Raw genomic sequence first — 24,251 nt, forward strand, 5'->3', positions numbered from 1 at the left:
GTGTACCGGCACGGTGACCGCCGGCCCCGGCGGAGCGATGACCGATGAGGTCGGCGTCATCACCGGCGACCTCACCATCGCCACCGCCCTCCGGCCCGACGGCCGAGCGGCGGTGCACATCCAGTACACCGGCGCCGAGGAGTGGTACACGCTCAGCGGCAGCCCGGCTTCCGTGGCGCCGGGCGGCCTGGAAGTCCTGCATGACGCCGTCGTGCGAGCCGTGGGCCAGGGCGGCGAGGCCGTCGTCCCCGGGCCCGGTCGACGGTGAGGGTGACGGTGGCGGTGACGGTGACGGGCAGGAGTGTGTGCCTGGCCGTGGTGGCTCAGGACGTGGGTGCCGTGGGGTCAACTCGGGTGATGGGGCCGGGTGGTGGTCCGTCCGGCTGCGGGGAGCCGGACGTCTTCGTTACGGTCGCGGCCAGGCGGGCGAGGGCGGCGGCCTCCCGGCTGCCTTCCTCGGCGCTGAACACGTGCACCACCAGGCCCGTCTCGCCGGGCGCGGCCGGCACGTGCAGCGTCTCGAAGTCCAGGGTGAGCAAGCCGGCTTCCGGGTGCCGCAGCCGCTTGCGTCCCGCCGCACACATCACGACCTCGCCGGTGGCCCAGATGCGCCGGAACTCCACGCTGTGCGTGGAGAGTTCGGCGATGAGCGCGGACAGTTCCGCGTCATCGGGGTAGCGCCCTGCGGAGACCCGCAGCTGGCCGACCGTCTCCGCCGCCCTGTCCTCCCACTCGGGGTGGACGACCCGGGAGGCGGGGTCGAGGAAGAGGAATCTGGCGTTGTTCCGGTCGCGGCGGCTCGGGTCGGCCACGCCGCCGATCAGTTCGGCACCCAGGCCGTTCCAGGCCACCACGTCCAGGCGGTGATCCGTCGCGAAGGCCGGAAGGTGGGTGGCCATGGCGTCCAGGGTCCGCTGGAGCAAGGGGCTGACCCGGGCCGTGGGCGCGGGGCCGCGCCTGGCGGTGGCCAGGGTGGCGAGGTGGCTGCGCTCCGCCGCGTCGAGGCCGAGCGCCCGGGCGAGCGCGTCGAGCACCTCGGGGGACGGCTGGGTGGCCCGGCCCTGTTCGAGGCGTACGTAGTAGTCCACGCTGATCCCGGCGAGCTGGGCCAGTTCCTCGCGACGCAGCCCTCGCACCCTTCGGCGACGGCCGCCGGCCAGCCCGACCTGCTCCGGCGCGACGCGGCCCCGGCGGGCGCGCAGAAAGCCGCCGAGCGCGTCGGCGCTCTTGATGCCGTTGCCGTTGCCGTGCTCGCTGCGGGTGCCGGTGTCGTGCTCGATGTGGTTGCCGGTGTCGTGCTCGCTGCGGGTGCTCACGCCGTCCGTGCGCTCGATGTGGTCCACGCCGTCCATGCGTTCAAGTATGCGTGGCCCTCGCAGTACCAGGATTCTCGTTCCGACGGCTGAAGAGGGTGCTGGCTGTCCGGCCGCGCCCGGGAGAGCGTTGCGGCATGAACGAAGCCACGCCGCAGCGGCGGAAGAAGATCCTCGTCGTCAGCGCCCACCCGGAACCCCGTTCGCTCAACGCCTCCCTTACCTCCTTCGCGGTCGAGCACTTGCGTGCGACAGGGCACGAGGTGCGGGTGTCCGACCTCTACGCGATGAAGTGGAAGGCGCCGGTGGACGCCGACGACTTCCCCGAACACGCCGCGGACCGGCGGCTGGGCGTGATGGCCGCCTCGGAGCGGGCCACGCTGGCGGGGCGGCTGTCGCCGGACATCGCGGCAGAGCAGGAGAAGGTGCGCTGGTCGGACGCGGTGATCCTGCAGTTCCCGATGTGGTGGTTCTCGGTGCCCGCGATCCTGAAGGGCTGGATCGACCGGGTGTTCACCGCCGGGTTCGGCTACGGCCCGGAAGTCCCGCCGCCCTACAGCGAGGGCGCCCTGGCGGGCCGGCGGGCGCTGGTGTCGGTGACGATCGGCGCCCGGGAGTCGGCGTTCTCCGACCGGGGCATCCACGGGCGGCTGACGGACGTCCTCCACCCGGTGCAGCACGGCCTGTTCTGGTTCACCGGCATGACGCCGCTCGAGCCGTTCGCGGTGTACGGCGCGAACGAGGTGCCGGAGGAACGGTTCGCGGCGGGGAAGCGGGCGTACGGGCAACGGCTCGACGGGCTCTTCACGGACGAGCCGGTCCCGTTCCGGACCCTCGTCGGGGGCGACTACGGCCGCGACATGCGGCTGCTGCCGGGGGTGGAGGCACCGGGGGCGAGCGGGCTGGAGATGCACGTCCGGGCGGGCGGCTGAGGGGGCGATACGGGGAGGTCCGTACCGAGGTCCGTTCGGGGAGGTCCGTTCGGGGAGGTCCGAGCGCTCGCGCCTCGCCCTGCGGGCGGGCCGGGACGGCGGCCGGAGCCTCGTCGGTCCGAGTTATCCACAGGCTCAGCGGCCGCACCCGCCGAGCTCGTACGCTTCAGGGATGGCACTGGCGGACGTGGAAGTGGTCGTGGACATGGATGCGGAAGGCGTTTCGGACGTGAGCGAGGCGGTGCAGGTGCTGCGCCGGGTGTTCGGCTATGACGCGTTCCGCGGCAGTCAGCAGGAGATCATCGAGCACGTCATAGGGGGCGGGGACGCCGTTGTCCTGATGCCGACCGGCGGCGGGAAGTCGCTGTGCTATCAGATTCCCTCGCTGGTCAGAAGCGGTGTGGGGGTCGTCGTCTCGCCGCTGATCGCCTTGATGCAGGACCAGGTCGATGCGCTGCGGGCGCTGGGGGTGCGCGCCGGGTTCCTCAATTCCACGCAGGACCTGGAGGAGCGGCGGCTGGTCGAGGCCGAGTTCCTCGCCGGGGAGCTGGATCTGCTGTACCTGGCGCCGGAGCGGCTGCGGGTGGAGCAGACGCTGAATCTGCTGGACCGGGGGAAGATCTCACTCTTCGCGATCGATGAGGCGCACTGCGTGGCGCAGTGGGGCCACGACTTCCGGCCGGACTATCTGGCCCTGTCGATGCTGCACGAGCGGTGGCCCGAGGTGCCGCGGATCGCGCTGACGGCGACCGCCACCGAAGCCACCCACCAGGAGATCACGTCGCGGCTGCGGATGGAGGACGCCCGGCACTTCGTCGCGAGCTTCGACCGGCCCAACATCCAGTACCGGATCGCGACGAAGAGCGAGCCGAAGCGGCAGCTGCTGGAGCTGCTGCGCAGCGAGCACGCCGGGGACGCGGGCATCGTCTACTGCCTCTCGCGGGCCTCGGTGGAGAAGACGGCACAGTTCCTGGTGGACAACGGCATCGAGGCGGTGCCGTATCACGCGGGGCTGGAGGCCCGTACGCGTGCGGCGAACCAGGCGCGGTTCCTGCGGGAGGACGGGCTGGTGGTCGTCGCCACCATCGCGTTCGGCATGGGGATCGACAAGCCCGATGTGCGGTTCGTGGCGCATCTGGACCTGCCGAAGTCGGTGGAGGGCTACTACCAGGAGACGGGGCGCGCCGGGCGGGACGGACAGCCGTCGACGGCCTGGCTGGCGTACGGGCTCCAGGACGTGGTGCAGCAACGCAAGATGATCGACGGCTCGGAGGGGGACGACGCACACCGGCGCCGGCTGTCCGTCCATCTCGATGCGATGCTCGCGCTCTGCGAGTCGGTGCAGTGCCGCCGGGTCCGGCTGCTGGCGTACTTCGGGCAGGAGAGCACCGCGTGCGGCAACTGCGACACCTGCCTCGCCCCGCCGGAGACCTGGGACGGCACGGTGCCGGCGCAGAAGCTGATGTCGACGATCGTGCGGTTGCAGCGCGAGCGGCGACAGAAGTTCGGCGCGGGGCAGATCATCGACATCCTGATGGGGCGCAAGACCGCCAAGGTCATTCAGTTCGACCATGACGGGCTGAGCGTCTTCGGGGTGGGCGCCGACCTCCGCGAGGCCGAATGGCGGGGCGTCGTACGGCAGTTGCTGGCGCAGGGGCTGCTGGCCGTCGAGGGGGACTACGGCACGCTGGTGCTGACGGAGACGAGCGGCGAGGTGCTGCGCGCACAGCGCGAGGTGCCGATGCGCCGGGAGCCGGAGAAGGCGGCGCGGGCGGCGGCGAAGGCCAAGTCCAAGGGAAAGCGGGCGCCGGTGGATCTGCCCGCGGAGGCGCTGCCGGTGTTCGAGGCGCTGCGCGCCTGGCGGGGCAGTACGGCCAAGGAGCAGGGCGTGCCCGCGTATGTGATCTTCCACGACGCCACCCTGCGGGAGATCGCCACCGCCCGGCCGACGACGACGTCCGCGCTGGGGGCGGTCAACGGAGTCGGCGAGAACAAGCTCGCGAAGTACGGGCAGCAGATTCTGGAGGTGCTGGCGGGACGGGACGGCGCGGAGCCGGCCGGGGACGGTCCGGCCGGTGCGGGCGGGGCGGCAGACGCGGGCGGCGCCGCGGCGCGGGCGGACGGGCCGCGGGGAGAGCCGCTGGGAGAGGAACCATCGGCGGAGGACCGGGAAGCCCCGGCCCCGGACGCCGACGAGTACGCCGAGATCGACTGGTGAGCGAGCGATCGGCGGGAGAGCGAGCGGTCAGGGGGCGCAGGGCGCCGGAGGGGGCGTCAGTGGCCGTCCTCCGGATACCGCGGCAGCTGAAGCTTGGCGCGGGCGCCGCCGTCGGGTGCGTTGCTGAAGCGTAGGTCGATGCCGAGGACGGCGGCCTGGCCGACCGCGATGGTCAGGCCGAGCCCGTGGCCCTTGCCGCGGCCGGGCGCGTCGGTACGGAAGCGCTGCGGGCCGTGGCGCAGCAGCGCTTCGGGGTAGCCCGGACCGCGGTCGCGTACCTCGACGGTCGGGAGGCCGTCGGGGGGTGCGTCGACGGTGACCTGCACCGGGGGCCGGCCGTGCCGGTGGGCGTTGATGACGAGGTTGCCGACGATGCGGTCGAGGCGGCGCCGGTCGGTCTCGACGACCGTGTCCGTGATGATCCGCACCTCGGTGTCGGAGCGGGTGGCCTGCACCGAGCGTTCGACCAGCGGACCGAGGGCGTATGCCTCGAGGTCGGCGTGCTCGGCGCCGGAATCCAGCCGGGAGATCTCCAGCAGGTCCTCGGTGAGCCGGTGCAGCGCCCGCAGCCGGTCGTTGATCATCTCCTTGGGGCGGCCCTCGGGGAGCAGTTCGGCCGAGGCGAGGATGCCGGTCAGCGGCGTGCGGAGTTCATGGGCGACATCGGCGGTGAAGCGCTGTTCGGCCTGAAGACGGCTCTGCAGGGAACCGGCCACGGAGTCCAGCGCCGCGGCCACCGCCGCCACCTCGTCGTGCCCGGCCCGGCCCCCGCCGGGCGTGCCCCTGCCGGGCGTACCGTCGCCGTCGCCGTTGCCGACCCGCGCATCGAGATCGCCCGCGGTGATCCGGCGGGCGACCGCCGCGGTGGTGCCGAGCCGGCGGCTGATGCGGTGGGCGACGAACAGCCCGGCGAGCGCGACGGCCGCGGCGGCGAGGACGGCCGAACCGAGGATCGCCGTATCGAAGTCCTCCAGCGAGTGCCGGGTGCTCCCGTAGGGCGACCACACGGCCATGATGTGGTCGCCCGCGGGCGCCGCCGCCCACATCACCGACCGCCCGCGGTACGTCCCGACCATGCTGCCCCGGTCGCCGCCGTGCGCCAACTTGCTTAGCCGCAGGGGGAGTTCGGGCGGGTCGATCACGGAGTTGATGCCTTCGCGCGAGGTGCCGTACTCGAAGAGGACCAGGGCGGTGTCGAGGTCCGTACGGGCCTCCTTGCGGACCTGGCCGACGGTCTGATGCGCCACCGCGTTGTGGACGAGCACGCCCAGGACGGCGGCGACCGCGCAGCACACCGCCGTCACGGTCAGCGCGATCTTCCAGCGGAGGGAGACCGCGGGACGTCTCACAGCCCGTCCCCGGGCGTCGGCGTCGGGATCGGCACCGGAGCCGGGGCCTGCGAGGGCGTCTGCGGCGTACGGGCGTCGTCGAGGGTGAGGTCCCACAGCGCCATCTCGCCGTTGTCCCAGGTGTAGTCGGTGACGCTGACATAGCGCGGGTCCTTGGTGGGCTCGCGGATGACGAGGTGGCCCGCCGCCAGCTCGACCCCGGCCAGCACCCCGCGCAGCGCCAGCACTCTGGTGACGATCCGCTTCCGGACGGTGTAGACGCGCAGATCACTGGTGCGGCGGTCGAGGTCGACGACCATGATCAGGTCGGGTTTGCCGTCGCCGGTGAGGTCACGCAGGACGGGACGGCGTACGGACTTCGGGGCGGGCGCGGCGGCGCCGCCGGACGTGATGTCGGCGTCGAGGACGGTGAGCGGGTCGGCGGCCGCCATGCTGCCGCTCGGGATATGGGCGAGGCCCGGTACGGGACGGCGCGCGGCCGGATTCTCCTCCCGGCGGAGCGGGGCGGGTGAATACTCCGGCCACAGGGCGAGCGGCGCCTTCACCTCCCGCGCCTTCCCCTCACTCTGGAGCCCCTCCAGACCCGCGCAGCCGGCGAGCAGGGCGAGCAGCGGGGCCTGTGCGGCGAGGGAGGCCAGGGCGGCACGGACCCGCCACGGCAACCGCGGCATCTCGCCACCACCCTTCGCCTTTATGTACGACCGGATGCGCCGGACGGCCGGATTCACCGGAGCCGGACACATCGGACATCCTGGATTCGGATATACCGGGGCACATCCAGATCAAGCTACCCAAGGTGGCGGGGCAAGGAATCTCCAGGAGGGCCATCTGTCGGCCGCTCCGTCACACGAACTACAGCAGAGATCTTGGTGACTGTTACACAACGTATGGGTCACCGTTAAGGACGCTCCGTAATGTGCTGACTCACGCCGTACGCCCATGGCGGCCCGAGCCGCCCACGACGAGGAGTACCCATGCCGGCCCAGCGCCGCTCCGTGATCCGTACCGCCGCCGTCGCAACCGGCGCGCTGGCCGTCCTGATGCTTCCCGCCGGGGCCGCCTTCGCCGCCGATGCCACCGCGCCCGCGGGACACCGGACGGGGATCGTGCTGTCCGACAACGGTCTGGCCGGTGTCGCCGAGAAGATCGGCAACCTCCCCCAGGCGGCGCTCATCGGCGGCGCGGGTGCGCTCGGCGTCGCGGGCGAGGGCATCGCCGCGCTCCGCCGGCGCCACGGGGGCCACCCGGCCCGGACCGCCGGATCGCGCCGGAGCCGCCGCGCGCAGCGCGCCTGAGCCGGCCCGTCAGCCCACCCCCTGAGCGTGCCGCGAGCGCAGATCTAACCGATCAGCCGCTGCACCTCCGCATATCCCGGAGCGTCCTCGGCGCCCGGCGGCCGCCCCGTACGGATGCGGTCCGCCGCCGCGAGCGCGGCCCCCAGCGCCGTACGGAAGAGCAGCGAGCCGGTACTGATGCGGCGCACGCCGAGATCCGCCAGACGGCTGACGGTGTGCCGCCCGGGGGCGAAGAGGATGTTCAGCGGCGCGGGGACGGCGGCCACCAGGGCCGATACGTCCTCGTCCGGCACGATGCCCGGCACGAAGATGCCGTCCGCGCCCGCGGCCAGATAGGCCTCCGCCCGGGCGAGCGCGGCGGCGAGCGGCGACGGCGTCCCGGCCTGCCAGTGGGTGTCGATGCGGGCGTTGAGGAAGAGGTCCGGGGCGCGTTCCTTCACCGCGGCGATCAACTCCGCCTGCCGGGAGGGCGGTTGCAGGCCACCGCCCCCTGGGAGCCCGTCCTCCAGGTTGATGCCGGCGGCCCCGGCGGCCGCCAGTTCCGCCGCCAGATCGGCCACCCGTTCGGGCGCCCGGTGGTCGTCGCCCCCGTAACCGCCCTCGATGTCGACCGTGAACGGGCACGGCAGCCGGCCCCCGAGCCCTCGGGCCAGCGTCACCGTCGCCTCCCGCACCCCCGCCAGGCCCCGCCCGTCGGGGTACCCGTGAGCCGCGGCGACGCCCAGGCTCGTCGTACCGACCGCCGCGTATCCGGCGCCGGCGAGGGCGACGGCCGAGGCGATGTCCCAGGCGTTGGGCAGCAGCAGCGGCGCGTCCGCGTGATGCAGGGCGTGGAAGGTCGCGGGGCTCACCGGGTTCGTGCGATGCGTACGGCTCATACGAGGACCGTAGGCACGGATCGTTTCGGCGGGCGCCGAAACGTCGCGGCGGAGAATGGGACCCATGACCCCCACCCCGGCGAACGCCTCGCCCGCCTCCTCCGGCTCCGACGGCCCGGCGTACGGCGCCGAACTCGCCCGGCTGGCGGCGCTGCTGGCCGACCGCACCCGGGCCGCGTTCTGCCTGGCGCTGCTGGACGGACGGGCCTGGACGGCCGGTGAGCTGGCGGCGTACGCCCAGGTCGCCCCGTCGACCGCGAGCGAGCATCTGACCCGGCTGACGGAGGGCGGGCTGCTGGCCGAGTGGCATCAGGGCCGCCACCGCTACGTCCGCCTCGCGAGCCCGCGCGTCGCCGAGCTCCTCGAATCCCTCGTCGCCCACCTGGACCCGCCGACCACCCCACCGCGCGGACTGCGCGCCGCCAGTGCGTCCGCGGCGCTCGCGCGCGGCCGGACCTGTTACGACCATCTGGCCGGGCGGCTCGGGGTGGCCATCACGGATGCCATGACCGGGCGCGGACTGGTCGACCAGGACGGCGGCTTCGCGCTCACCGACGCCGGACGGGAGTGGTTCGCCGACGGCCTGGGGATCGAGGCGGCCGCCCTGCGCAGCGGGCGCCGTCCGCAGGCCCGCGGCTGCCTGGACTGGACCGAGCGCCGCCCGCACCTCGCGGGCACGGCCGGCGCCCGGCTCTGCGACCGGCTCCTCGAACGCCACTGGGTCCGCCGGATCGGCAGCGGCCGGGCGGTCCGCCTCACCCCGGACGGCGCGAGGGCGCTGCACGACCTGCTCGGCATCGACGACGCGGCGGCGGGCCTCCGCTGCGCTTCGCCTGGGCCGAACGTTGTTGGCTGACCCGCCGTGGTGTGTTCTCGCCGTTGCGCCTGCGGCGGGCGTGGTTTGTCGGGTGCGGTGACGGCCCTACACGGCTTCGCCGCTACGGTCCGTCCCCTCCCGTGGGTGGGGGAGGAGGCCGGTGGGGGCGGGCGTTGAGTTGACCGTTTCCCACGGTGGATCCACAGGGTGTGGCTGACCGTCTACGTACGCCCCCACGGTTTTCTCCCACCCCAACGGGGAGGGGCCGGGCCGCAGGACGGAGTCCGGAGGCCCGGTCCCGCAGCCGAACAGCCCCGCGCAAGCGGCACCAGCCCGCCGCAGGCGCCACGGCGGCAAACCCCCACGACGGGACAGCCGAACACATCGGCCCAGGCAAAGCGCAGCGGACCGGCTCAGGCCAAGCGCAGCGACCCGGCCGCGCGTAGAGCGTCGTCCGGGCGCCGCGGACCTCGGTACTGGCGCAGACCTCGAACGCGTCGCGCAGGGTGATGCGTTTGGCGATTTCCTGGTCGCTGAGGTCGACCGGCTGACCGGGCGGGTCGCCGGCGACGACGATCCGGCGGGCGGCCAGCATCCGGCCGGTGATCGCGTCACCGGAGCGTTCGGTGCCGTAGAGGGTGTGCGAGGCCACCGGGCTCCTGGCCAGCGCGAGATCGGTCAGGCCACGGAAGTCGTGCGGATGCGGCGCCATCCAGATACGGCGCCGGGCGGGCAGGAACAGCAGCCCGTCACCTGGGGCGGCCAGCTCTCGTACCGCACGGGCGACCGCGGTGGCATCGTCGACCCGGCTGTCCGGGCTGCGCAGATGGATATCGACGGGCAGCAGCGCCGCCGCCACGAGCACCAGGGCCGCCGCCCGGCGCCGCCCTCGTGCCCGCGTCTGGCCGTCTTCGCCCGCCGGCCGCAGCAGCCGGGCCAGCGCGGCGCCGGCGAGCAGGGCGAAGCCGGCGACGTAGTACAGGACATAGCGGTCGACGTAGGCCGGTTCCGCGTAGGAGAGGAGCCAGAGGAAGAGGGTGGGCAGCAGGAGCAGCGGGAGCGCGAGGGCGCGCACGCCGACCGGGCCGCGGGAGGGTACGCGGATCCGGGCGCAGCCGCCCCCCAGCACCGCCAGCGTCGCGAACGTCAGCAGCTGGACGGGGTCCGGCCACATGAGCCAGCCGACCTGCGCCGACTGCCGGGTGCTGAAGGCCGCGAGGGGGGCGAGGCCGGCCAGGACGGTCACGGCGGCCAGGGCCCAGGCGCGCCGCACCCGGCGGGGCCGGTGCGCCAGGACGAGGGCGGTGCCGTGCGCGGGCAGCGCCAGCGCGGCGAACTCGTGCAGCAGGCAGGCGATCAGCATCAGGGCCGCATAGGCGCACCACAGCCCGCGGCGCGGTCGGGCGGCGGCCGACACCAGGAGGTAGGTCGCCCAGACGACCAGCGCGCAGACCATCGCGTACGAGCGCCCCTCCTGCGCGTACTGCTGCACGACGGGGACCAGTGCGAAGGTGACGCCGGCGAACAGACCCGCGCGCCGCCCCGCCAGGCGCGCCCCCAGCAGGGCGACGCCGGCCGCGGCGGCGGTCATGGCGGCGACGGACGGCAGCCGCAGGCCGATCGCCTCGCCGAGGGCGGCACCGAGGGCGGGGTCGTAGCCGGCGAACCAGAGGTGCATCAGCGCGTAATAGAGGCCGTGGACGACATCGACGTGCTGGAGCGTCGGCCAGAGGTCGGCCAGGGCGCGGTGCGCCATGTCGTAGGTGACCGCCTCGTCGCGCCATATGGCTTCCTGGCGGCGGATGCCCCAGGCCCCCAGGAGCAGTATCAGCCCGGCGGGCGTCAGCATCACCGCCCTCTGCGTCGCCCAGGTGTCACGGGCGGCCGGGGAAGACGCGAACGTCGTCTTCTGTGCTTGCGCTGCGTCGATGACGGGCTCCGGTCATTCATACGTACGGGACGCGGGGCCGCCCGTAGGACCGGCGAAGCACGTACGTCCAGCGGCGCCGGCGAAAACCGACGGGGCCCTCGAATCTAGCGTCGCCAGATCCAAGAGCCCCGCCAGCGCACCGTAAGGCGCACCGCCAAACGCACCGTCAGCCGAGGCGCGTCAGCTTCGACCCGAACGTCGGCTCGGTGAGGTCCTTCTGCAGGGCCACCGGGACCTTCTGCGCGCTCGCGCCGTTGCCGACCGTCAGCACGCCGACCGTGGTCCCGGCCTTGGCGGTGTGCGGGACGGTCTTTCCGCCGCCGCTGATGCTCAACTCCAGCTTCTGGCCCGCGACTCCGACCGCCTTCAGGTCCTTGGTGGCGACGACCGGCGTCTGCCCGCCCAGGCCGTCGTCGACGTAGCCGACGACCTGCCCCTTCTTCACCGCCGTGGCCGAGGTCAGCGCGTTGCGTACCGCCGCGATGACCTTCTGGCTGTTCGCCTTGACCATGGTGAGGCTGTTGGAGGCTTGGGGGTCCAGGCCCTTGAAGTGCTGATCCATCATGGTGCCGAGGATCATCCGGTCCTTGCCGTCCACCGTCTTGTAGGCGGCCCAGGACAGCGTGCCGCCGGCTGCCGTGCTGGAGCCGGTCTTGATGCCCTTGATGCTCAGCCCGGGGGCCAGCAGCAGGTTGTCGTTGTTGTTGTTGATCCGCCCCGGCAGGCCGGGAATCTCGGCGTTGGTCATCGCGACGATCGGCCGGAAGGCGTCGAACTTCATGACGGCCTCGGCCAGCTTGAGCTGGTCGACGGCGGTGCTCACGGTCTTGGCATCCAGGCCGCTGGGGTCGGTGTAGGTGGTCTTCGTCATGCCCAGGGCCTTGGCGGCGGCGTTCATCTTCTTGACGAACGCCGCCTCACTGCCGGACTGGGTGTCCCAACGGGCCAGCAGCCGGGCGATGTTGTTGCCGGACGGAATCATCAGCATCTTGAGCATGTCCTGCTGGTGGAACTTCTGTCCCGCCTGGAGCCCTTCGATCCGCGACTCGTCCTCGGCGCCGCCCTCGGCCACCGCCTTGGCGTCGACCTCGATCTCCGGGCCCTTGTCGTCCTTGTTCTTGAGCGGGTGTTCCTTGAGGATCACATACGCCGTCATGATCTTCGCGACGCTCGCCGTCGGCACCGGCTTCTGCTCGCCGAACGTCCCCAGCCGGCCGGAGCCCACCACCTTGACCGCCGCCTGCCCCTTTTCGGGCCACGGGATGGAGAGCTTGCCGCCCTCGAAGGTGAACGAGGACTTGGCGTCGCCAAGGACGAGCGTCGGGTTGGGCAGCGGACGCACCGCCTGGACGACCACGAAGATGATCGCCAGCAGCACGGCCAGCGGGGTCCAGATCTTGAACCGGCGGACGACCGTGCGCAGCGTGGTCTCGGGCGGCGGCGGGGTGTTGGTGAGCCTGGCCAGGAGGTCGAGCGGCGGCAGCGGCTCCTGCCGGGTCCGCTCGGACTCGGGCAGCGCCTCGGGCTCCTGACGCGGCGGGGCGGGCGCGGCGGCCGGGGCGGGCGGTGCCGCCGGGGCCTCGGGCGGCAGCGCGCCGGGACCCTTCGCGGGGGCCGCCTTGTCGAGGGCCTTCCCAGGGGTACGGGCCGGCGTACGGTCCGCCGTCTTGCCGAGGGACTTCTCCGCCGCACCGTCGTCCGTCGACTTCAGCGCCACGAACTGACTGGTCCGCTCGGGGTCGCGCTCGGCGGGCCGGTCCTTGGCGGGCGCCTTGGCCTTGGGCTCGGCCTTGGCGTTGTCCTTGGCGTTGGCCTTGACGTTGTCCTTGACGTTGTCCTTGGCCTCGGCCTTCGCCCCGCCCTTGTCCTTCTCCGCGTCCTTGGCTTTGGCCTTGGCCTTGGAGTCGTCCTTGACCTTGGAGTTGGAGTCGTCCTTGGGCTTGGAGTCGCCCTTGGGCTTGTCCTTGCCCTCGCCCTCGCCCTTGTCCTTGGCCTCGTCCTTGTCCTTGCCGGGCGGCGTGATCTTGAACGCCGTGGTCGGCTGGTCGACGGGCCGGCCGGCCGCCTCACCCTTGGGCTTCGCAATAGCAAATACCCGGGTCGCTTCATCGACCGGCGCCTCATCGGCCGCCTCGCCGTCGCCGCCCTTGCCCTTCTGGAGCCCGACCGTCTTGAACACGGCCGTGGCCTGGTCGACAGCCTTGTTCCGAGCGGCGGAGGCACCCTTGGACTCGGACTCGGACTCGGACTCGGGCCCGCCCTTGGCCTTCGCCTTGGGTGCGGACTTGGGCGCGTCGGCATCCTTGGCGCCCTCAGCCTTGGCGTCCTTGGCCCCAGGCTTCGGGTCCACCTCGGGCTTCGTCTCGGCCTTCGCCGCAGGCTTCACCGCTGCCTTCGCGCCGTCGCCGTCGCCATCGCCATCGCCATCGCCATCGCCATCAGCGTCGGCGTCATCGGCATCGTCGCCATCCCCGGCATCGCGGGCACCCGCGTCATCGGAGTCATCGGCGTCATCACCCGAGCCCGTCGCCGCGTCCCCGCTCGCGTCCCCGTCCTCATCGCCCGTACCGGCGACCCAGGCAGCCACAGCAGCCCGCAGGCGGTCCCCGCCACCCCCGGCGCCGCCCTCGTCCGCCTCGGCGTCCTGCGACGCCTCAGAGGCCTTCTCGGGCGCAACCTCGGCGGTGGCGTCGGCCTCCGCCGCGTCCTCCGCCGCCGAGTCCGGCTCGCCGGGCGCTTCCGGCTCACCCGACTTCGCCGACGGCTTCTTTGGGGGCTTCCCCGCCGGCTTCTCCGACGAGTCCCCCTCCGGCTTCTCCGACGGTTCGCCGGCAGCCTCCGCCGCCTTCGTATCCGAATCCCCGCGGAAGACCGTCAGGCGCGGATCGCGTTCGCTCCGCGCCGTCTCCCCCGACGACTGCTCCTTGTCCGACTTGTTCTTGTCCGACTCGTCGGGGGACTCGCCCGCCACCAATGTCTCCTTCACCACGTCGCCCGCTCCACCACAGCCAGTGTTTCCCAGTGTCCTGTGTTCGCACGGCGCCATCCCGCCGCCACGCGAATCCAGTACGCGCCGCACCCCACCGAAGATGTCGCCGACGCGCAAGACGAGAACGACATACCTACCGGTTCCATACCGAACCTCCCACGCACCCTCGACAGATGAATGTGAGAGGGGTCACCCTGTCATTCATCCACGCGGGGAGGCATGGATGGGCAGGAGCCGCAGAACAATTCCGGAGGAGCTTCTGCTGCTCGCTTTGGACCCGACCACGGGCACCACAGCGCAGCCGCAGTCGCTCGACCTCGGCCTGGCCGGGGCCCAGCTAGTAGAGCTGGCTCTGGCAGGACGGATAGCCCCAGACGGGGATCGTATCGCCGTGGTGATGGCACGGCCGACAGGAGATCCGACTCTGGACTCCGCGCTCGAACTGCTGCGCCGACGCGGCAGTCCGGTGCGTGCGGTCCATTGGATCGGCGGGCCCCGGCTGGGGCTGCGCCAGACGTATCTCACGCATCTGGAACGGTGCGGCATGGTGCATGCCGTGGCAGGCCAGATGTGCGGGGTGCTGCCGACGACGCGCTACCAGGCGACGGAGACGGCCATCAGCCGGGAAATCAGGGCCCGGCTGGACAACGCGATCCGCACCGGCGTACCCCCGGACCCGCGGACCGCAGCGCTCGCTGCGCTGGCCCACGCGGTCGGACTCGGCAAGCATCTCTATCCAGGGAACGAAGGGCGCTCATCACGCTCCCGTCTCCGGGATCTGATCCGGCACGACCCGATGGGCGGGCTGGTCGCACACGCCGTCATGGATGTGCAGAACGGCGCCGCGGCGCAGCCCCGGCGGGCACAGGCCGCCGGAGCGGGACCCGTACGGCAGACCGCGGCCCGCGCCACGGAGCCGGCCGGTGTGCCGGTGCAGTCGCGGCACGGTCACGGCAGCATGGCACGCGTCGGCGCCCGCTGACGCGGTAGGCAGCACACCCTCACCACACGCGCACCACTACCCCTCAGCACCGACTTCCCATATCCCGCAGATCCGTTCGGGAGCCGCAGCAAGAAGGCGTGGGGTGGCGGACCGGCCGTTCTGGACGATGGCCGGACCGCCACCCCACGCGCATGTCCGCTTGCCTTCTGTGTCCATTTGACTGCGCGGCGTGGCGTCGGGGTGGCACCCTGCTGGACAGAACACGACAGCTGTACGGAGCCGGAGGTGCACTACCCGTGGCGTCCAACATCAACCCGACCGTCAGGCGACGCCGGTTGGGGCAGGAGCTGCGCAGGCTCCGCGAGGACAAGGGCATGACGGCGGAACAGGTGGCCGAGCGGCTGCTGGTCTCCCAGTCGAAGATCAGCAGGCTCGAGAACGGCCGCCGCAGCATCAGTCAGCGCGACGTCCGCGACCTGTGCGGGGTCTACGAAGTGGATGATCACCGCATAGTCGATTCGCTGATGCAGATGGCCAAGGATTCGCGCCAGCAAGGCTGGTGGCACGCCTTCGGCGACATCCCGTACAGCGTCTACATCGGCCTGGAGACCGAGGCGGCCTCGTTGCGGGTCTATGAGTCGCTGCTGGTGCCCGGCCTGCTGCAGACCCCCGGTTATGCCGAGGCGGTCATTCCCGGCGCGGTCCCCGAGCTTGCACCCGAGAATCTGGAGAAGCGGATCCAGGTCCGGATGCGCCGGCAGGAGCGGGTCAACGACCCCAAGCGCCCGCTGCGGCTGTGGGTGGTGCTGGACGAGAGCGCGCTGCGCCGGGTGGTCGGCAGCCATCTGGTCATGCGCGAGCAGCTTGACCATCTCGTCGAGATGAGCCATCTGCCGCATGTCACGGTGCAGGTACTGCCGTACGACACGGGTGCGCACGCCGGAATGTCGGGGACCTTTTCGATCCTGGAATTCGACGATGCCTCGGATTCGAGCGTGGTGTACATCGAGGGCGTCACCAGCGATCTGTATCTGGAGAAAACCAACGATGTGCACAAATACACGATCATGTACGAGCATCTGCGCGCGCAGGCACTGAACGCGGATCAGAGCCGGGAGTTCATCGCCAAGGCGTCCAAGGAACACGCAGACGCCATGGGATGAATGGGGCGAAGGGCAGTCATGGGAACCATGGGAGTCATGGGATAAATGGCGCACTGCGGTGCGGAATATCGCGTTCCGGAAAGCGGGATCGCACGGTACACCGGTGCCCGGTGACATGAAAAGAGATCAAGGAATATGACATTCGGAAGGGTGAACGACTCCTGCGGCTCGTGATGTTGGCGCGTAGCGTCAGCAGTACCGAATCCCCGGTAACACAGAGTGAGTTGGAGTGAAAATGGCTTTCCAGCCCAATTCCGCGTTCTCCTGGACGAAGTCGTCGTACTCGGGCGGCAACGGCGCCTGCGTCGAGATGGCCGTGCCGACCACGGCAGCCATCGCGGTGCGCGACTCCAAGGACCCCGAGGGCCCGCGCCTCACGTTCGACAACGCCGCCTGGAGCACCTTCGTGTCGGACGTGGCCGGCGGCTCGTTCGACCTGGCGTGAACTGAGCGTCACCCACCCCGGTCCGCGCGCTCCGCGCGGACATGAGCCCTCTCGACTGGATCGCCGTCCCGGCCGAGGGGGCTCGGCCATGCCCCCTCGGGCGTGCGCGCCCGAACTCCTCGCCCCTTCAGCGCAGTTCGGCCACGTACCGGTCGGTCCCGGGGACGGTCGGCAGGAACGGCGCGACCAGCTCCACCCGCCCCAGCCCCGACTCCGCGACCGCTTCCGCCCGGCCGGCGAAGTGCTCCGCCCAGACCTCGCGCGGGTCCCGCTGGAGGAACCACAGCAGCGTCAGCCGGGTATCGACGCCCTCGACCTGCTTCACATACGCCATCCGGTCCCCCGGCAGCGGCGTCGGCCGGAAGATCGTGACCATCGCGGCCGGCGAGCCCGCCAGCCGCCGCGGCAGATGCCGGGCGCGCAGCCACTCAAGCAGCTCGGCCCGGCGCTCCGGGCCGTCCGCGTCGATCACCTCCAGCACCAGCCCCGCGTACGGGTGGTCCAGCGCATGGAAGTCGCGCGGGCCCGCGGCCCCGTCCCGGTAGACCGTCGCCGCATGATCCTGGAAGGCCGTAAAGACGTGCGTGCGGTCCTGATAGACGCGGCCGTCCCGGTTGAGGCGCTTGTTGATGCCGACGGTCCACTTCATGTGCTCGTCGTAGCGGCCTTCGGTGAGCCAGTACGTGGAGAGGTAGCAGCCGGCCGTGACCGGCTGGGCGACGGCGGACTTCTCGGGGTAGCGCAGGAGTTGGAGCTCGCGGGTGGCGACCCAGCGGCGGCCGGCGAAGATCCAGGGCATCGCCATGGCGCCCGCGATGTAGTGGTCGTCCTCGTACCAGCGGTTGTAGGCGTACTCGTGGCCCGGATGCGGCTCGACCATGGTGATCAGCGCGTGCCCGGGGTGCACCCCGTAGGGGCCGGTGGCGGCCAGTTCCGCATAGGCCGCGCTGGAGGGGGCGGAGTCCGTGGTGGTGCGTTCCGTGTCCTCGGTCATGACAGACAGGTTTAGCTGACATGCCGTCAGAAGGGGAGAGTGCGGGCGCGGGCCGCCCATCATGCGGGCAGATCTGCGCACAAGTCCCCCGTCCGCCTAAGCTCGCTGCCCTGTGCAGCTAACGCCGGTTAACGCTCCGCACGGCGCCCGGCGGTGCCCGCAAACCGAGCGATTGGAGCCGTCATGTCGGACGCGATCCTTGCCGATACCGCCACCGTCACCCCCGTCCCCGAGCTCGCGGCCCGCGCGGCGCGGACCGGCAGCTCGCCCGTACGCGACATCCTGGCGCTCACCGCCCGCCCCGAGGTCATCTCGTTCGCCGGCGGCCTGCCGGCACCGGAGCTGTTCGACGCGGAGGGCATAGCGGCGGCCTTCCGCCAGGTGCTGAGCGAGACGCCGCAACGGGCGCTGCAGTACTCCACCAGCGAGGGCGACCCGGGGCTGCGCGCGGCCGTCGCGGCGCGCGCCACCGCGCGCGGGCTGGCCACCGACGCCGACGACGTGCTGGTGACCACCGGCTCCCAGCAGGGCCTGTCGCTGCTGGCCACGGCCCTGTTGGAGCCGGGCGACGTGGTGCTGGTCGAGGACCCCTGCTATCTCGCGGCGCTGCAGATCTTCTCCTTCACCGGCGCCCGGGTGGTGCCCGTGCCGACCGATGAGGGGGGCCTGGACCCGGTCGCGCTCGACGAGGTCGCGGCGCGCGAGAACCCCAAGCTGCTCTACGTCATCCCGACGTTCCAGAACCCGACCGGGCGCACCCTGTCCGCCGAGCGGCGGGCCGCGGTCGCGCAGGTCGCCGCCCGGCGCGGGCTGTGGATCGCCGAGGACGACCCGTACAGCGAGCTGCGTTTCGAGGGCGAGCCGCAGTCGTGGGTCGCGTCCTTCCCGGGCGCCGAGGACCGTACGGCGCTGCTCGGCTCGTTCTCCAAGGTGATGGCGCCGGGCCTGCGGCTGGGCTCGCTGCGCGCGCCGGCGGCGCTGCGGCGGGCCTGCATCATCGCCAAGCAGGCCGCCGATCTGCACACGTCGACCATCGATCAGGCCGCCGCGGCACGGTACTTGGCGGACGCCGATCTCGACGCGCATCTGGAGCGGGTCCGCGGCGCCTACCGCGAGCGGCGGAACGCGCTGGTGGACGGGCTGTCCGACGCGCTGCCGGAGGGGTCGCGGTGGAACCGTCCGGCGGGCGGGATGTTCGTGTGGGCGACGCTGCCCGCGGGGTACGACGCGACGGCGCTGCTGCCGGAGGTCGTGCGGCATGACGTGGCGTATGTCCCCGGGGCGCCGTTCTTCGCCGGGACGCCGGACCCCACGGCCGTGCGGCTGTCCTTCGTCACGCACGCGCCGGACGAGATCCGGACGGGCCTGCTCCGGCTGAAGAAGGCGCTGGAGGGCGCGCACCGCGTCGGCTGAGGCGCGCGGTGCGGGTGGGAAGGTCGCGGCGGGCGACGGGTGGGCGCACGGCGGTACGCGCGCCCGGCACGCCCTGGTCGTGGGTGTCGTCACGGCAGTCCTGGGCCCACTCGCCGGCTACGTGGTGCGACCGAGCCCCCGTAGCGGATCGCCCGCCCGCCGCCGGCAATCCCTCCTGCGCCCCCTCTGGTCATCGCGGCCTCCCGGCCCTACTCTGACCACTCATCTGACGCAGCGTCAGGATACGGCTCGGGAGGCGCACCCATGCTGCTCCGCAACAAGACCGTGATCGTCTCCGGCGTCGGGGCCGGACTGGGCCATCAGGTCGCGGCGGCCTGCGTACGCGACGGCGCCTCGGTGGTCCTGGGCGCCCGCACGGAGAAGAATCTGGCCGCGTCGGCCGCGGACATCGACCCTTCGGGGGAGCGGACGGCCTGGCGGGCGACGGACATCGGCGACGAGGCGCAGTGCGAGGCGCTGGCGGCGCTCGCCGTGGAGCGGTTCGGAGGCATCGACGCGGTGATCCATGTCGCGGCCCTCGACTCGCTCTTCGGCGGCCTGCGCGACGCCGATTTCGCCTCCTGGCGCGATGTCGTCGACGTCAACCTCTTCGGCACCCTGCGGATGACCCGCGCCTGCCTGCCCTCGCTCACGGCGCGCGGCGGCGGATCGGTGGTGATGATCGGCACGCAGTCGTCGGTGGCCGCGCCCTCGCAGGTGCAGCAGGCGGCGTACGCGGCATCCAAGGGCGGGCTGGTCTCGGCGATGTACTCGCTGGCGCGGGAGCTGGGGCCGGACCGGATACGGGTCAACACCGTGCAGCCCGGCTGGATGTGGGGCCCGCCGGTTCAGGCGTATGTGCGCTTCACGGCGCACACCGAGGGCGTACCGGAGTCGGAGGTGCTGGGCCGGCTCACCGACCGGATGGCGCTGCCCGACCTGGCGACGGACGCCGATGTGGCCGACACCGCGGTCTTCCTCGCCTCCGACCGCGCCCGCGCCATCACGGGCCAGTCCCTGCTGGTCAACGCGGGCGAGCTGATGCGGTAGCCAACCGCCCCACCCCCCTTCCCTCTCCTCTTGCCCCTTCCCTTCCGTCGGTCGGCCCCGGGCGCACGGGATCCCGCTCCCGTGCCGTGGCGCGTGCGGGCATACGGAGCCCGGCGAAGTGTCCGTTCATCGTGGGTTCGGCGACGCGGCACGGACAACGCCCGCGAAGGTCAAGGGAAAGTAAATTCGTTCGGTTCAATGACTATGGTTCACATCCATGACCGTGTACGGCCTTGACCAGCCCACGCGCGGGACGGTTCAATCCCCTCCAGTCCCCACTCCCGCATGGGGGCACCGCCCCATAGGACGTCACGGCGAAGTGACCAGCGTTCACAAGGCGGACCCCTGGAGGGGGCATGAACAGTCTCGACTGGGCCGTGCTCATCGGCTACTTCGGCGTGATGATCGCCATCGGCGTCTGGTCCCACCGACGGGTGGATGACGTCGGCGACTTCTTCACCGCGGGCGGCAAGATGCCGTGGTGGCTGTCCGGCATCTCCCACCACATGTCCGGCTACAGCGCCGTGATGTTCACCGGGTACGCCGGCATCGCGTACCAGTACGGCGTCACGTCCTACGTCACCTGGTCCCTCCCCATCGCCATCGGCATCGCCATCGGGGCCCAGCTGTTCGCGGGGCGGCTCAACCGGCTGCGGTCGCGTCTCGGGGTCGCCTCGCCGCTGGAATACCTCAAGAGCCGCTACAACCTGCCGACGCAACAGGCGCTGGCCTGGTCCGGAGTGCTGCTGAAGATCGTGGACGTGGGTGCCAAATGGGCTGCGATCGCCACCCTGTTGTCCGTCTTCACCGGCATCTCGCTCCACCAGGGCATTCTCATCACGGGCGTGATCACCGGCATCTACTGCACGGTCGGCGGACTGTGGGCGGACGCGCTCACCGAGCTGGGGCAGTTCGTCATCCAGCTGCTGGCCGGTATCGCCATGCTGGTCACCGTCCTGGGCGAACTGGGCGGCGTCGGCGCGCTGTGGAGCGTATGGGACCGGCTGCCCGACGGGCATACGCAGCCGACCGTCGGCCCGTACACCCTCACCTTCCTGCTCGCCTACCTCTTCATCAAGACCTTCGAGTACAGCGGCGGGATGTGGAACCAGGCCCAGCGCTTCATGGCCACCGCCAACGCCCGGCAGGCCAGGCGCTCGGCCCGGCTGTCGGCGGCGCTGTGGTTCGTCTGGCCCGCGGTCCTCTTCTTCCCGATGTGGGCCGCGCCGCTGCTGGTCAAGGCCCGGAAACCGGATGCGTCGGACGCGTATGCGCTGCTGACCGAACGGCTCCTGCCGCACGGCCTGCTGGGGCTCGTCATCGTGGGCTTCTTCTCGCACACGATGGCCATGTGCTCCTCGGACGCCAACGCCATCTCCGCGGTCTTCACCCGCGATATCGCCCCGGCGCTGTCGGCCAGGGCGCGGGGCTGGAGCCACAAGGCCGGGCTGCTGGCGGCGCGGCTGTCGACGGTGTCGTTCCTGGCCCTGTCGATGGCGATCGCCACGCAGGTCAATTCGCCGGCGTTCAAGGACATCATCACCGTCGTCATCAAGTGGGTGGCGGGGCTCGTCGGTCCGATCTCCATCCCGTTCCTGCTCGGCATGCTGCCGGCCTGCCGCAGATCGGGGCCGACCGCGGCGCTGACCGCTTGGGCGGCGGGCCTGTTCGCCTTCTGGCTGACCAACTACGGTCTGGACGAGGTGCAGTTGCAGGTGCAGATCGTGTCGCCGGTCGCCACCTCGCTGGTGTTGTTCCTGCTGGTGGGGCTCATCAGGCCGGAGGGGACGGCGGAGCGGGATGCGCTGTTGGCGCGGATCAACGACGGGGGCGGCGGGGGCGAGGCGGGGGCCGGGGCGCTGCCGGTCCCGGGGCAAGGGGCGCCGGTTCCGGAGGAGGGAGTGCGGATTTCGGAGGACGGGGTGACGGTTTCGGAGGACGGGGATACGCCTAAGTCCCCATGACGGTGGCCAGCAGGAGGCCGCCGCCCGCCAGCTCCACCCAGAAGTAGCACCAGGACGGGTACCAGGCGCCCGGCGGTTCGGCGATCCGCGCGGCGAGGCGGCCGGCCCCCATCCCCAGCAGCGCCACCGCCACGGCGAGGACCGCCCCGCGGCGCAGCGGATCCCCCGGGCCGGCGGCGGCCCAGCCGAGCAGGGCGGCCATCGCGACCCCGAACCCGCCGTAGACGGCCCGCACTTCGGTACGGGCGGCGGGCCCGCCCAGGCGGATGCCGAACGGCCGGACCAGGGCGGCGGGCGCGGCCAGCCCGTACAGACCCATGCCGAGGAAGAAGAGCGCGAGGGCCGCCTGCGCGGCACAGGACGCGGCCGGGAGGGCCGGGGCGGCCGGAATCGCGGTGGACGTGGTCGTCATGTGCGCCAGGATGCCGGGCATGACCGACCCTGCGCTTTCATCAACGTGCTGCCCCGGCACCGGAGCCCGGCTCAGCCTCTGGCCCGGCCGCGCCGTCTACTCCGGGCCCTCCCTGGAGCTGGATCTGCACTCCGGCTCGGTCACCTGCCTCGCCATCGGCACGGACGCCGACTTCACCCTGGAGACGGCGGACGGCACCCGGCGTACGGGCCGCAGCGCGCTGATCCGCCCCCGGGTGCCGCACCGGATCGAGGCGCACGGGAGGCGGATGACCTTCTGCTACGTCGAACCGGGCTCGGCGGCGGAACGGGCCTGCGTCGCGGCGCTGGGGGCGGGTACGGAGCCGGTGACGGTGTCCGCCGACGGCACCGTGGACGCCATGCGGCTCGTACGGCTCTGTGCGCAGCCGGACCGCTCGGAGCGGCCGGACACGCTCGACCCGCGCATCCGCGAGGCTGTACGGCAGCTGCTGTGGGAGCCCGAACTCCCGGACGGGGCAAGGGAGTTCGCCGCCGTCGCGGGCCTGTCCGCGTCCCGCTTCCTGCACCTTTTCCGCGAGCAGACCGGTACGAGCTTCCGGCGCTACCGGCTGTGGGCGCGGATGCTGCGCGCCGGGCGGGCGCTGCTGGTCCACGGCACCCTGACGGAGGCGGCCGCGGCGGCCGGCTTCGCCAGCCCGTCCCACTTCAGCAGCAGCTTTCACGCCACGTTCGGGCTGCGGCCGAGCCGGCTGCTGACCGCCCGTTGCGTGATCGTCGACGAGACGGCCGCCACGGGGTACCGGGCGACTGCGGCGGAGGGGGCGCCGCGGGCCCGCCGCGCCGTCCAGGAGGATCAGGCGCGCGGGTAGCGGGCGAGCCAGCCCGGCGCCGAGCCACCCGGACCGTGCAGCGCGGGCCCCTGCGTCATCTCCATCGAGAAGTCGTCGGCGAGCTGCAGGATCGTCTCCCGGCCCTCCAGCTCGACCAGCCAGTCCGGCGGCAGCGCCGTCTCGCCGTGCAGGGTGCCCAGCAGGTTTCCGCAGATGGCGCCGGTCGAGTCGCTGTCGCCACCGTGATTGACGGCGAGCAGCAGCCCGTGCCGGATGTCCTCGGCGACCAGCGCGCAGTACACGCCGATCGCCAGCGCCTCCTCGCCCGTCCAGCCCTCGCCGAGCGACTCCACCCGGGCGGGCGTCGGCATGCCCTGCCGTACGGCGCCCAGCGCACGCTTGAGGGCGTCGGTGGTCTCCTCGTGGCCGGGGCGGGTGGCCAGATGGGCCAGGGCCTTCTGGACGGCGCCGTCGAGGTCCTCGCCGCGGGCCAGGGAATGGCTGATGACGGCGAACGCGCCGGCCGACAGATAGCCGGTGGGGTGGCCGTGGGTCTGCGCCGCGCACTCGACGGCCAGCTGGAAGACCAGCTGCGGCTCCCAGCCGACCAGCAGCCCGAACGGCGCGGAGCGCATCACCGCGCCGCAGCCCTTGGAGTCGCGGTTCTTGGGCTTGTCCACGGTGCCCATCACCTCGTCGCCGAGGCCGCTCAGGCAGGCCCGGCCGGGCGCCCGCCGCGAGTAGAGCCACTCCTCGCGGGCGAGCCAGCCGTCGTCCTTCTTGCGCTCGTCGGGGCCCCAGTCGCGCTGGGTGGCGGCCCAGCGCAGATAGGCGCGGTGGACGTCGGTGGGCGGATGCCAGGCTCCGGTGTCGCGGCGCACCTGGGCCCGGATCAGGCCGTCCACCGTGAAGAGCGTCATCTGGGTGTCGTCGGTGACCGCGCCGCGCCGCCCGTAGGCGGGCACGAAGTCCGTCACGCCTTCCTGCCCGTGCGCCTCACGGATCGCGTCCAGCGCATCGAATTCGATGCCGGCGCCGAGCGCATCGCCGATGGCTCCGCCGAGCAGACAGCCCCGCACCCGGCTACGGAAATCCTGCTGTTCGGCGCGGCCCCAGATAGCGGTGTTGCCGCTCATGCCGACACCTCGCTCCGCTCGGCCTCGCATGCGCGCGGCGCGCACCTTCCGACGGCTCGCTCGCTGCGCTCACTCACTGGCGCGCCTCCAGAAACTCACAACGTCCCGGGGCCTTGCAGGCTCCCCGCCGCAGCACTGTAATCGACCAGGAATGATCACTTTGAGCCCCGGATCGTAATGTGAGCTGTCACCCATGAAC

21 protein-coding genes are annotated in these 24,251 nt (G+C 72.0%); 12 read left to right on the forward strand and 9 right to left on the reverse strand.

Annotated elements, in window-relative coordinates:
- Nucleotides 1-37 precede the first annotated feature (37 nt).
- Complete coding sequence (locus ACIRPT_RS10720) at nt 38-268, forward strand: hypothetical protein (RefSeq protein ID WP_403825155.1); 231 nt, start codon at nt 38-40, stop codon at nt 266-268.
- 55 nt (nt 269-323) lie between these two features.
- Here ACIRPT_RS10720 and ACIRPT_RS10725 read toward each other — a convergent pair whose 3' ends face one another.
- Nucleotides 324-1,352, reverse strand: a complete 1,029-nt coding sequence (locus ACIRPT_RS10725; RefSeq protein WP_403825158.1) for a helix-turn-helix transcriptional regulator — start codon at nt 1,350-1,352, stop codon at nt 324-326.
- A gap of 98 nt (nt 1,353-1,450) precedes the next feature.
- Between ACIRPT_RS10725 and ACIRPT_RS10730 the strand changes: the two genes are divergently transcribed.
- Both ACIRPT_RS10730 and recQ read left to right on the forward strand, forming a co-directional pair.
- On the forward strand, nt 1,451-2,245 hold the full coding sequence (locus tag ACIRPT_RS10730) for an NAD(P)H-dependent oxidoreductase (RefSeq protein ID WP_403825160.1): 795 nt from the start codon (nt 1,451-1,453) through the stop codon (nt 2,243-2,245).
- A 172-nt stretch (nt 2,246-2,417) separates the two neighbouring features.
- A complete protein-coding gene (recQ, locus tag ACIRPT_RS10735; RefSeq protein WP_403825163.1) occupies nt 2,418-4,463 on the forward strand; it encodes a DNA helicase RecQ in 2,046 nt (681 codons plus the stop codon).
- Nucleotides 4,464-4,519: 56 nt separating this feature from the next.
- On the opposite strand, the gene ACIRPT_RS10740 is transcribed toward recQ, so the two are convergent.
- Complete coding sequence (locus tag ACIRPT_RS10740) at nt 4,520-5,812, reverse strand: sensor histidine kinase (RefSeq protein WP_403825166.1); 1,293 nt, start codon at nt 5,810-5,812, stop codon at nt 4,520-4,522.
- A complete protein-coding gene (locus tag ACIRPT_RS10745; protein WP_403825169.1) occupies nt 5,809-6,483 on the reverse strand; it encodes a hypothetical protein in 675 nt (224 codons plus the stop codon). The genes ACIRPT_RS10740 and ACIRPT_RS10745 overlap by 4 nt, the downstream gene beginning before the upstream one ends.
- A gap of 303 nt (nt 6,484-6,786) precedes the next feature.
- On the opposite strand from ACIRPT_RS10745, the gene ACIRPT_RS10750 reads away from it, so the two are divergent.
- Nucleotides 6,787-7,107 (forward strand): hypothetical protein, encoded by a 321-nt coding sequence (locus tag ACIRPT_RS10750; RefSeq protein WP_403825172.1) that lies wholly within the window; start codon nt 6,787-6,789, stop codon nt 7,105-7,107.
- Between the two features lie 44 nt (nt 7,108-7,151).
- Here ACIRPT_RS10750 and ACIRPT_RS10755 read toward each other — a convergent pair whose 3' ends face one another.
- A complete protein-coding gene (locus ACIRPT_RS10755) occupies nt 7,152-7,985 on the reverse strand; it encodes an isocitrate lyase/phosphoenolpyruvate mutase family protein (protein WP_403825174.1) in 834 nt (277 codons plus the stop codon).
- A 64-nt stretch (nt 7,986-8,049) separates the two neighbouring features.
- Here ACIRPT_RS10755 and ACIRPT_RS10760 point away from each other — a divergent pair, with 64 nt between their 5' ends.
- Nucleotides 8,050-8,841 (forward strand): ArsR/SmtB family transcription factor, encoded by a 792-nt coding sequence (locus tag ACIRPT_RS10760; protein WP_403825179.1) that lies wholly within the window; start codon nt 8,050-8,052, stop codon nt 8,839-8,841.
- Nucleotides 8,842-8,923: 82 nt separating this feature from the next.
- Here the strand turns inward: ACIRPT_RS10760 and ACIRPT_RS10765 are convergent, their stop codons facing one another.
- Both ACIRPT_RS10765 and ACIRPT_RS10770 read right to left on the reverse strand, forming a co-directional pair.
- Entirely contained in the window at nt 8,924-10,651 is a 1,728-nt protein-coding gene (locus ACIRPT_RS10765; RefSeq protein ID WP_403825182.1) for a glycosyltransferase family 39 protein, read from the reverse strand.
- 247 nt (nt 10,652-10,898) lie between these two features.
- Nucleotides 10,899-13,721 (reverse strand): D-alanyl-D-alanine carboxypeptidase, encoded by a 2,823-nt coding sequence (locus ACIRPT_RS10770; protein ID WP_403825185.1) that lies wholly within the window; start codon nt 13,719-13,721, stop codon nt 10,899-10,901.
- A 223-nt stretch (nt 13,722-13,944) separates the two neighbouring features.
- Here ACIRPT_RS10770 and ACIRPT_RS10775 point away from each other — a divergent pair, with 223 nt between their 5' ends.
- The 3 genes from ACIRPT_RS10775 to ACIRPT_RS10785 all read left to right on the forward strand — a co-directional run bounded on the left by ACIRPT_RS10775 (nt 13,945) and on the right by ACIRPT_RS10785 (nt 16,272).
- The gene (locus tag ACIRPT_RS10775; RefSeq protein WP_403505345.1) at nt 13,945-14,703 is read left to right on the forward strand and encodes a GPP34 family phosphoprotein; all 759 of its coding nucleotides are present in this window, start codon (nt 13,945-13,947) and stop codon (nt 14,701-14,703) included.
- 257 nt (nt 14,704-14,960) lie between these two features.
- Complete coding sequence (locus ACIRPT_RS10780; RefSeq protein WP_403505348.1) at nt 14,961-15,827, forward strand: helix-turn-helix domain-containing protein; 867 nt, start codon at nt 14,961-14,963, stop codon at nt 15,825-15,827.
- Nucleotides 15,828-16,062: 235 nt separating this feature from the next.
- The gene (locus tag ACIRPT_RS10785) at nt 16,063-16,272 is read left to right on the forward strand and encodes a DUF397 domain-containing protein (protein ID WP_403505351.1); all 210 of its coding nucleotides are present in this window, start codon (nt 16,063-16,065) and stop codon (nt 16,270-16,272) included.
- A gap of 127 nt (nt 16,273-16,399) precedes the next feature.
- Here ACIRPT_RS10785 and ACIRPT_RS10790 read toward each other — a convergent pair whose 3' ends face one another.
- Complete coding sequence (locus ACIRPT_RS10790) at nt 16,400-17,266, reverse strand: hypothetical protein (protein ID WP_403825189.1); 867 nt, start codon at nt 17,264-17,266, stop codon at nt 16,400-16,402.
- Nucleotides 17,267-17,449: 183 nt separating this feature from the next.
- Between ACIRPT_RS10790 and ACIRPT_RS10795 the strand changes: the two genes are divergently transcribed.
- The 3 genes from ACIRPT_RS10795 (at nt 17,450) to ACIRPT_RS10805 (ending at nt 21,693) form a co-directional block, all read left to right on the forward strand.
- Entirely contained in the window at nt 17,450-18,679 is a 1,230-nt protein-coding gene (locus ACIRPT_RS10795) for a PLP-dependent aminotransferase family protein (protein ID WP_403825192.1), read from the forward strand.
- 264 nt (nt 18,680-18,943) lie between these two features.
- Nucleotides 18,944-19,729 (forward strand): SDR family oxidoreductase, encoded by a 786-nt coding sequence (locus ACIRPT_RS10800; RefSeq protein ID WP_403505362.1) that lies wholly within the window; start codon nt 18,944-18,946, stop codon nt 19,727-19,729.
- 356 nt (nt 19,730-20,085) lie between these two features.
- Nucleotides 20,086-21,693, forward strand: coding sequence for a sodium:solute symporter family protein (locus ACIRPT_RS10805; protein ID WP_403825195.1), 1,608 nt, complete (start codon nt 20,086-20,088; stop codon nt 21,691-21,693).
- Here the strand turns inward: ACIRPT_RS10805 and ACIRPT_RS10810 are convergent.
- Nucleotides 21,680-22,105 (reverse strand): DUF4345 family protein, encoded by a 426-nt coding sequence (locus tag ACIRPT_RS10810; protein ID WP_403825197.1) that lies wholly within the window; start codon nt 22,103-22,105, stop codon nt 21,680-21,682. The two genes, ACIRPT_RS10805 and ACIRPT_RS10810, sit on opposite strands and share 14 nt — an antisense overlap.
- A gap of 19 nt (nt 22,106-22,124) precedes the next feature.
- Between ACIRPT_RS10810 and ACIRPT_RS10815 the strand changes: the two genes are divergently transcribed.
- Nucleotides 22,125-22,955 (forward strand): helix-turn-helix domain-containing protein, encoded by an 831-nt coding sequence (locus tag ACIRPT_RS10815; RefSeq protein WP_403825200.1) that lies wholly within the window; start codon nt 22,125-22,127, stop codon nt 22,953-22,955.
- Here the strand turns inward: ACIRPT_RS10815 and ACIRPT_RS10820 are convergent.
- Nucleotides 22,940-24,052: an ADP-ribosylglycohydrolase family protein gene (locus ACIRPT_RS10820; RefSeq protein ID WP_403505374.1), complete on the reverse strand. Its 1,113-nt coding sequence runs from the start codon at nt 24,050-24,052 to the stop codon at nt 22,940-22,942. The genes ACIRPT_RS10815 and ACIRPT_RS10820 overlap by 16 nt on opposite strands.
- Nucleotides 24,053-24,251: the final 199 nt, after the last annotated feature.

The organism is Streptomyces sp. NPDC101227 (genome assembly GCF_044767545.1).
Taxonomy (GTDB): domain Bacteria; phylum Actinomycetota; class Actinomycetes; order Streptomycetales; family Streptomycetaceae; genus Streptomyces.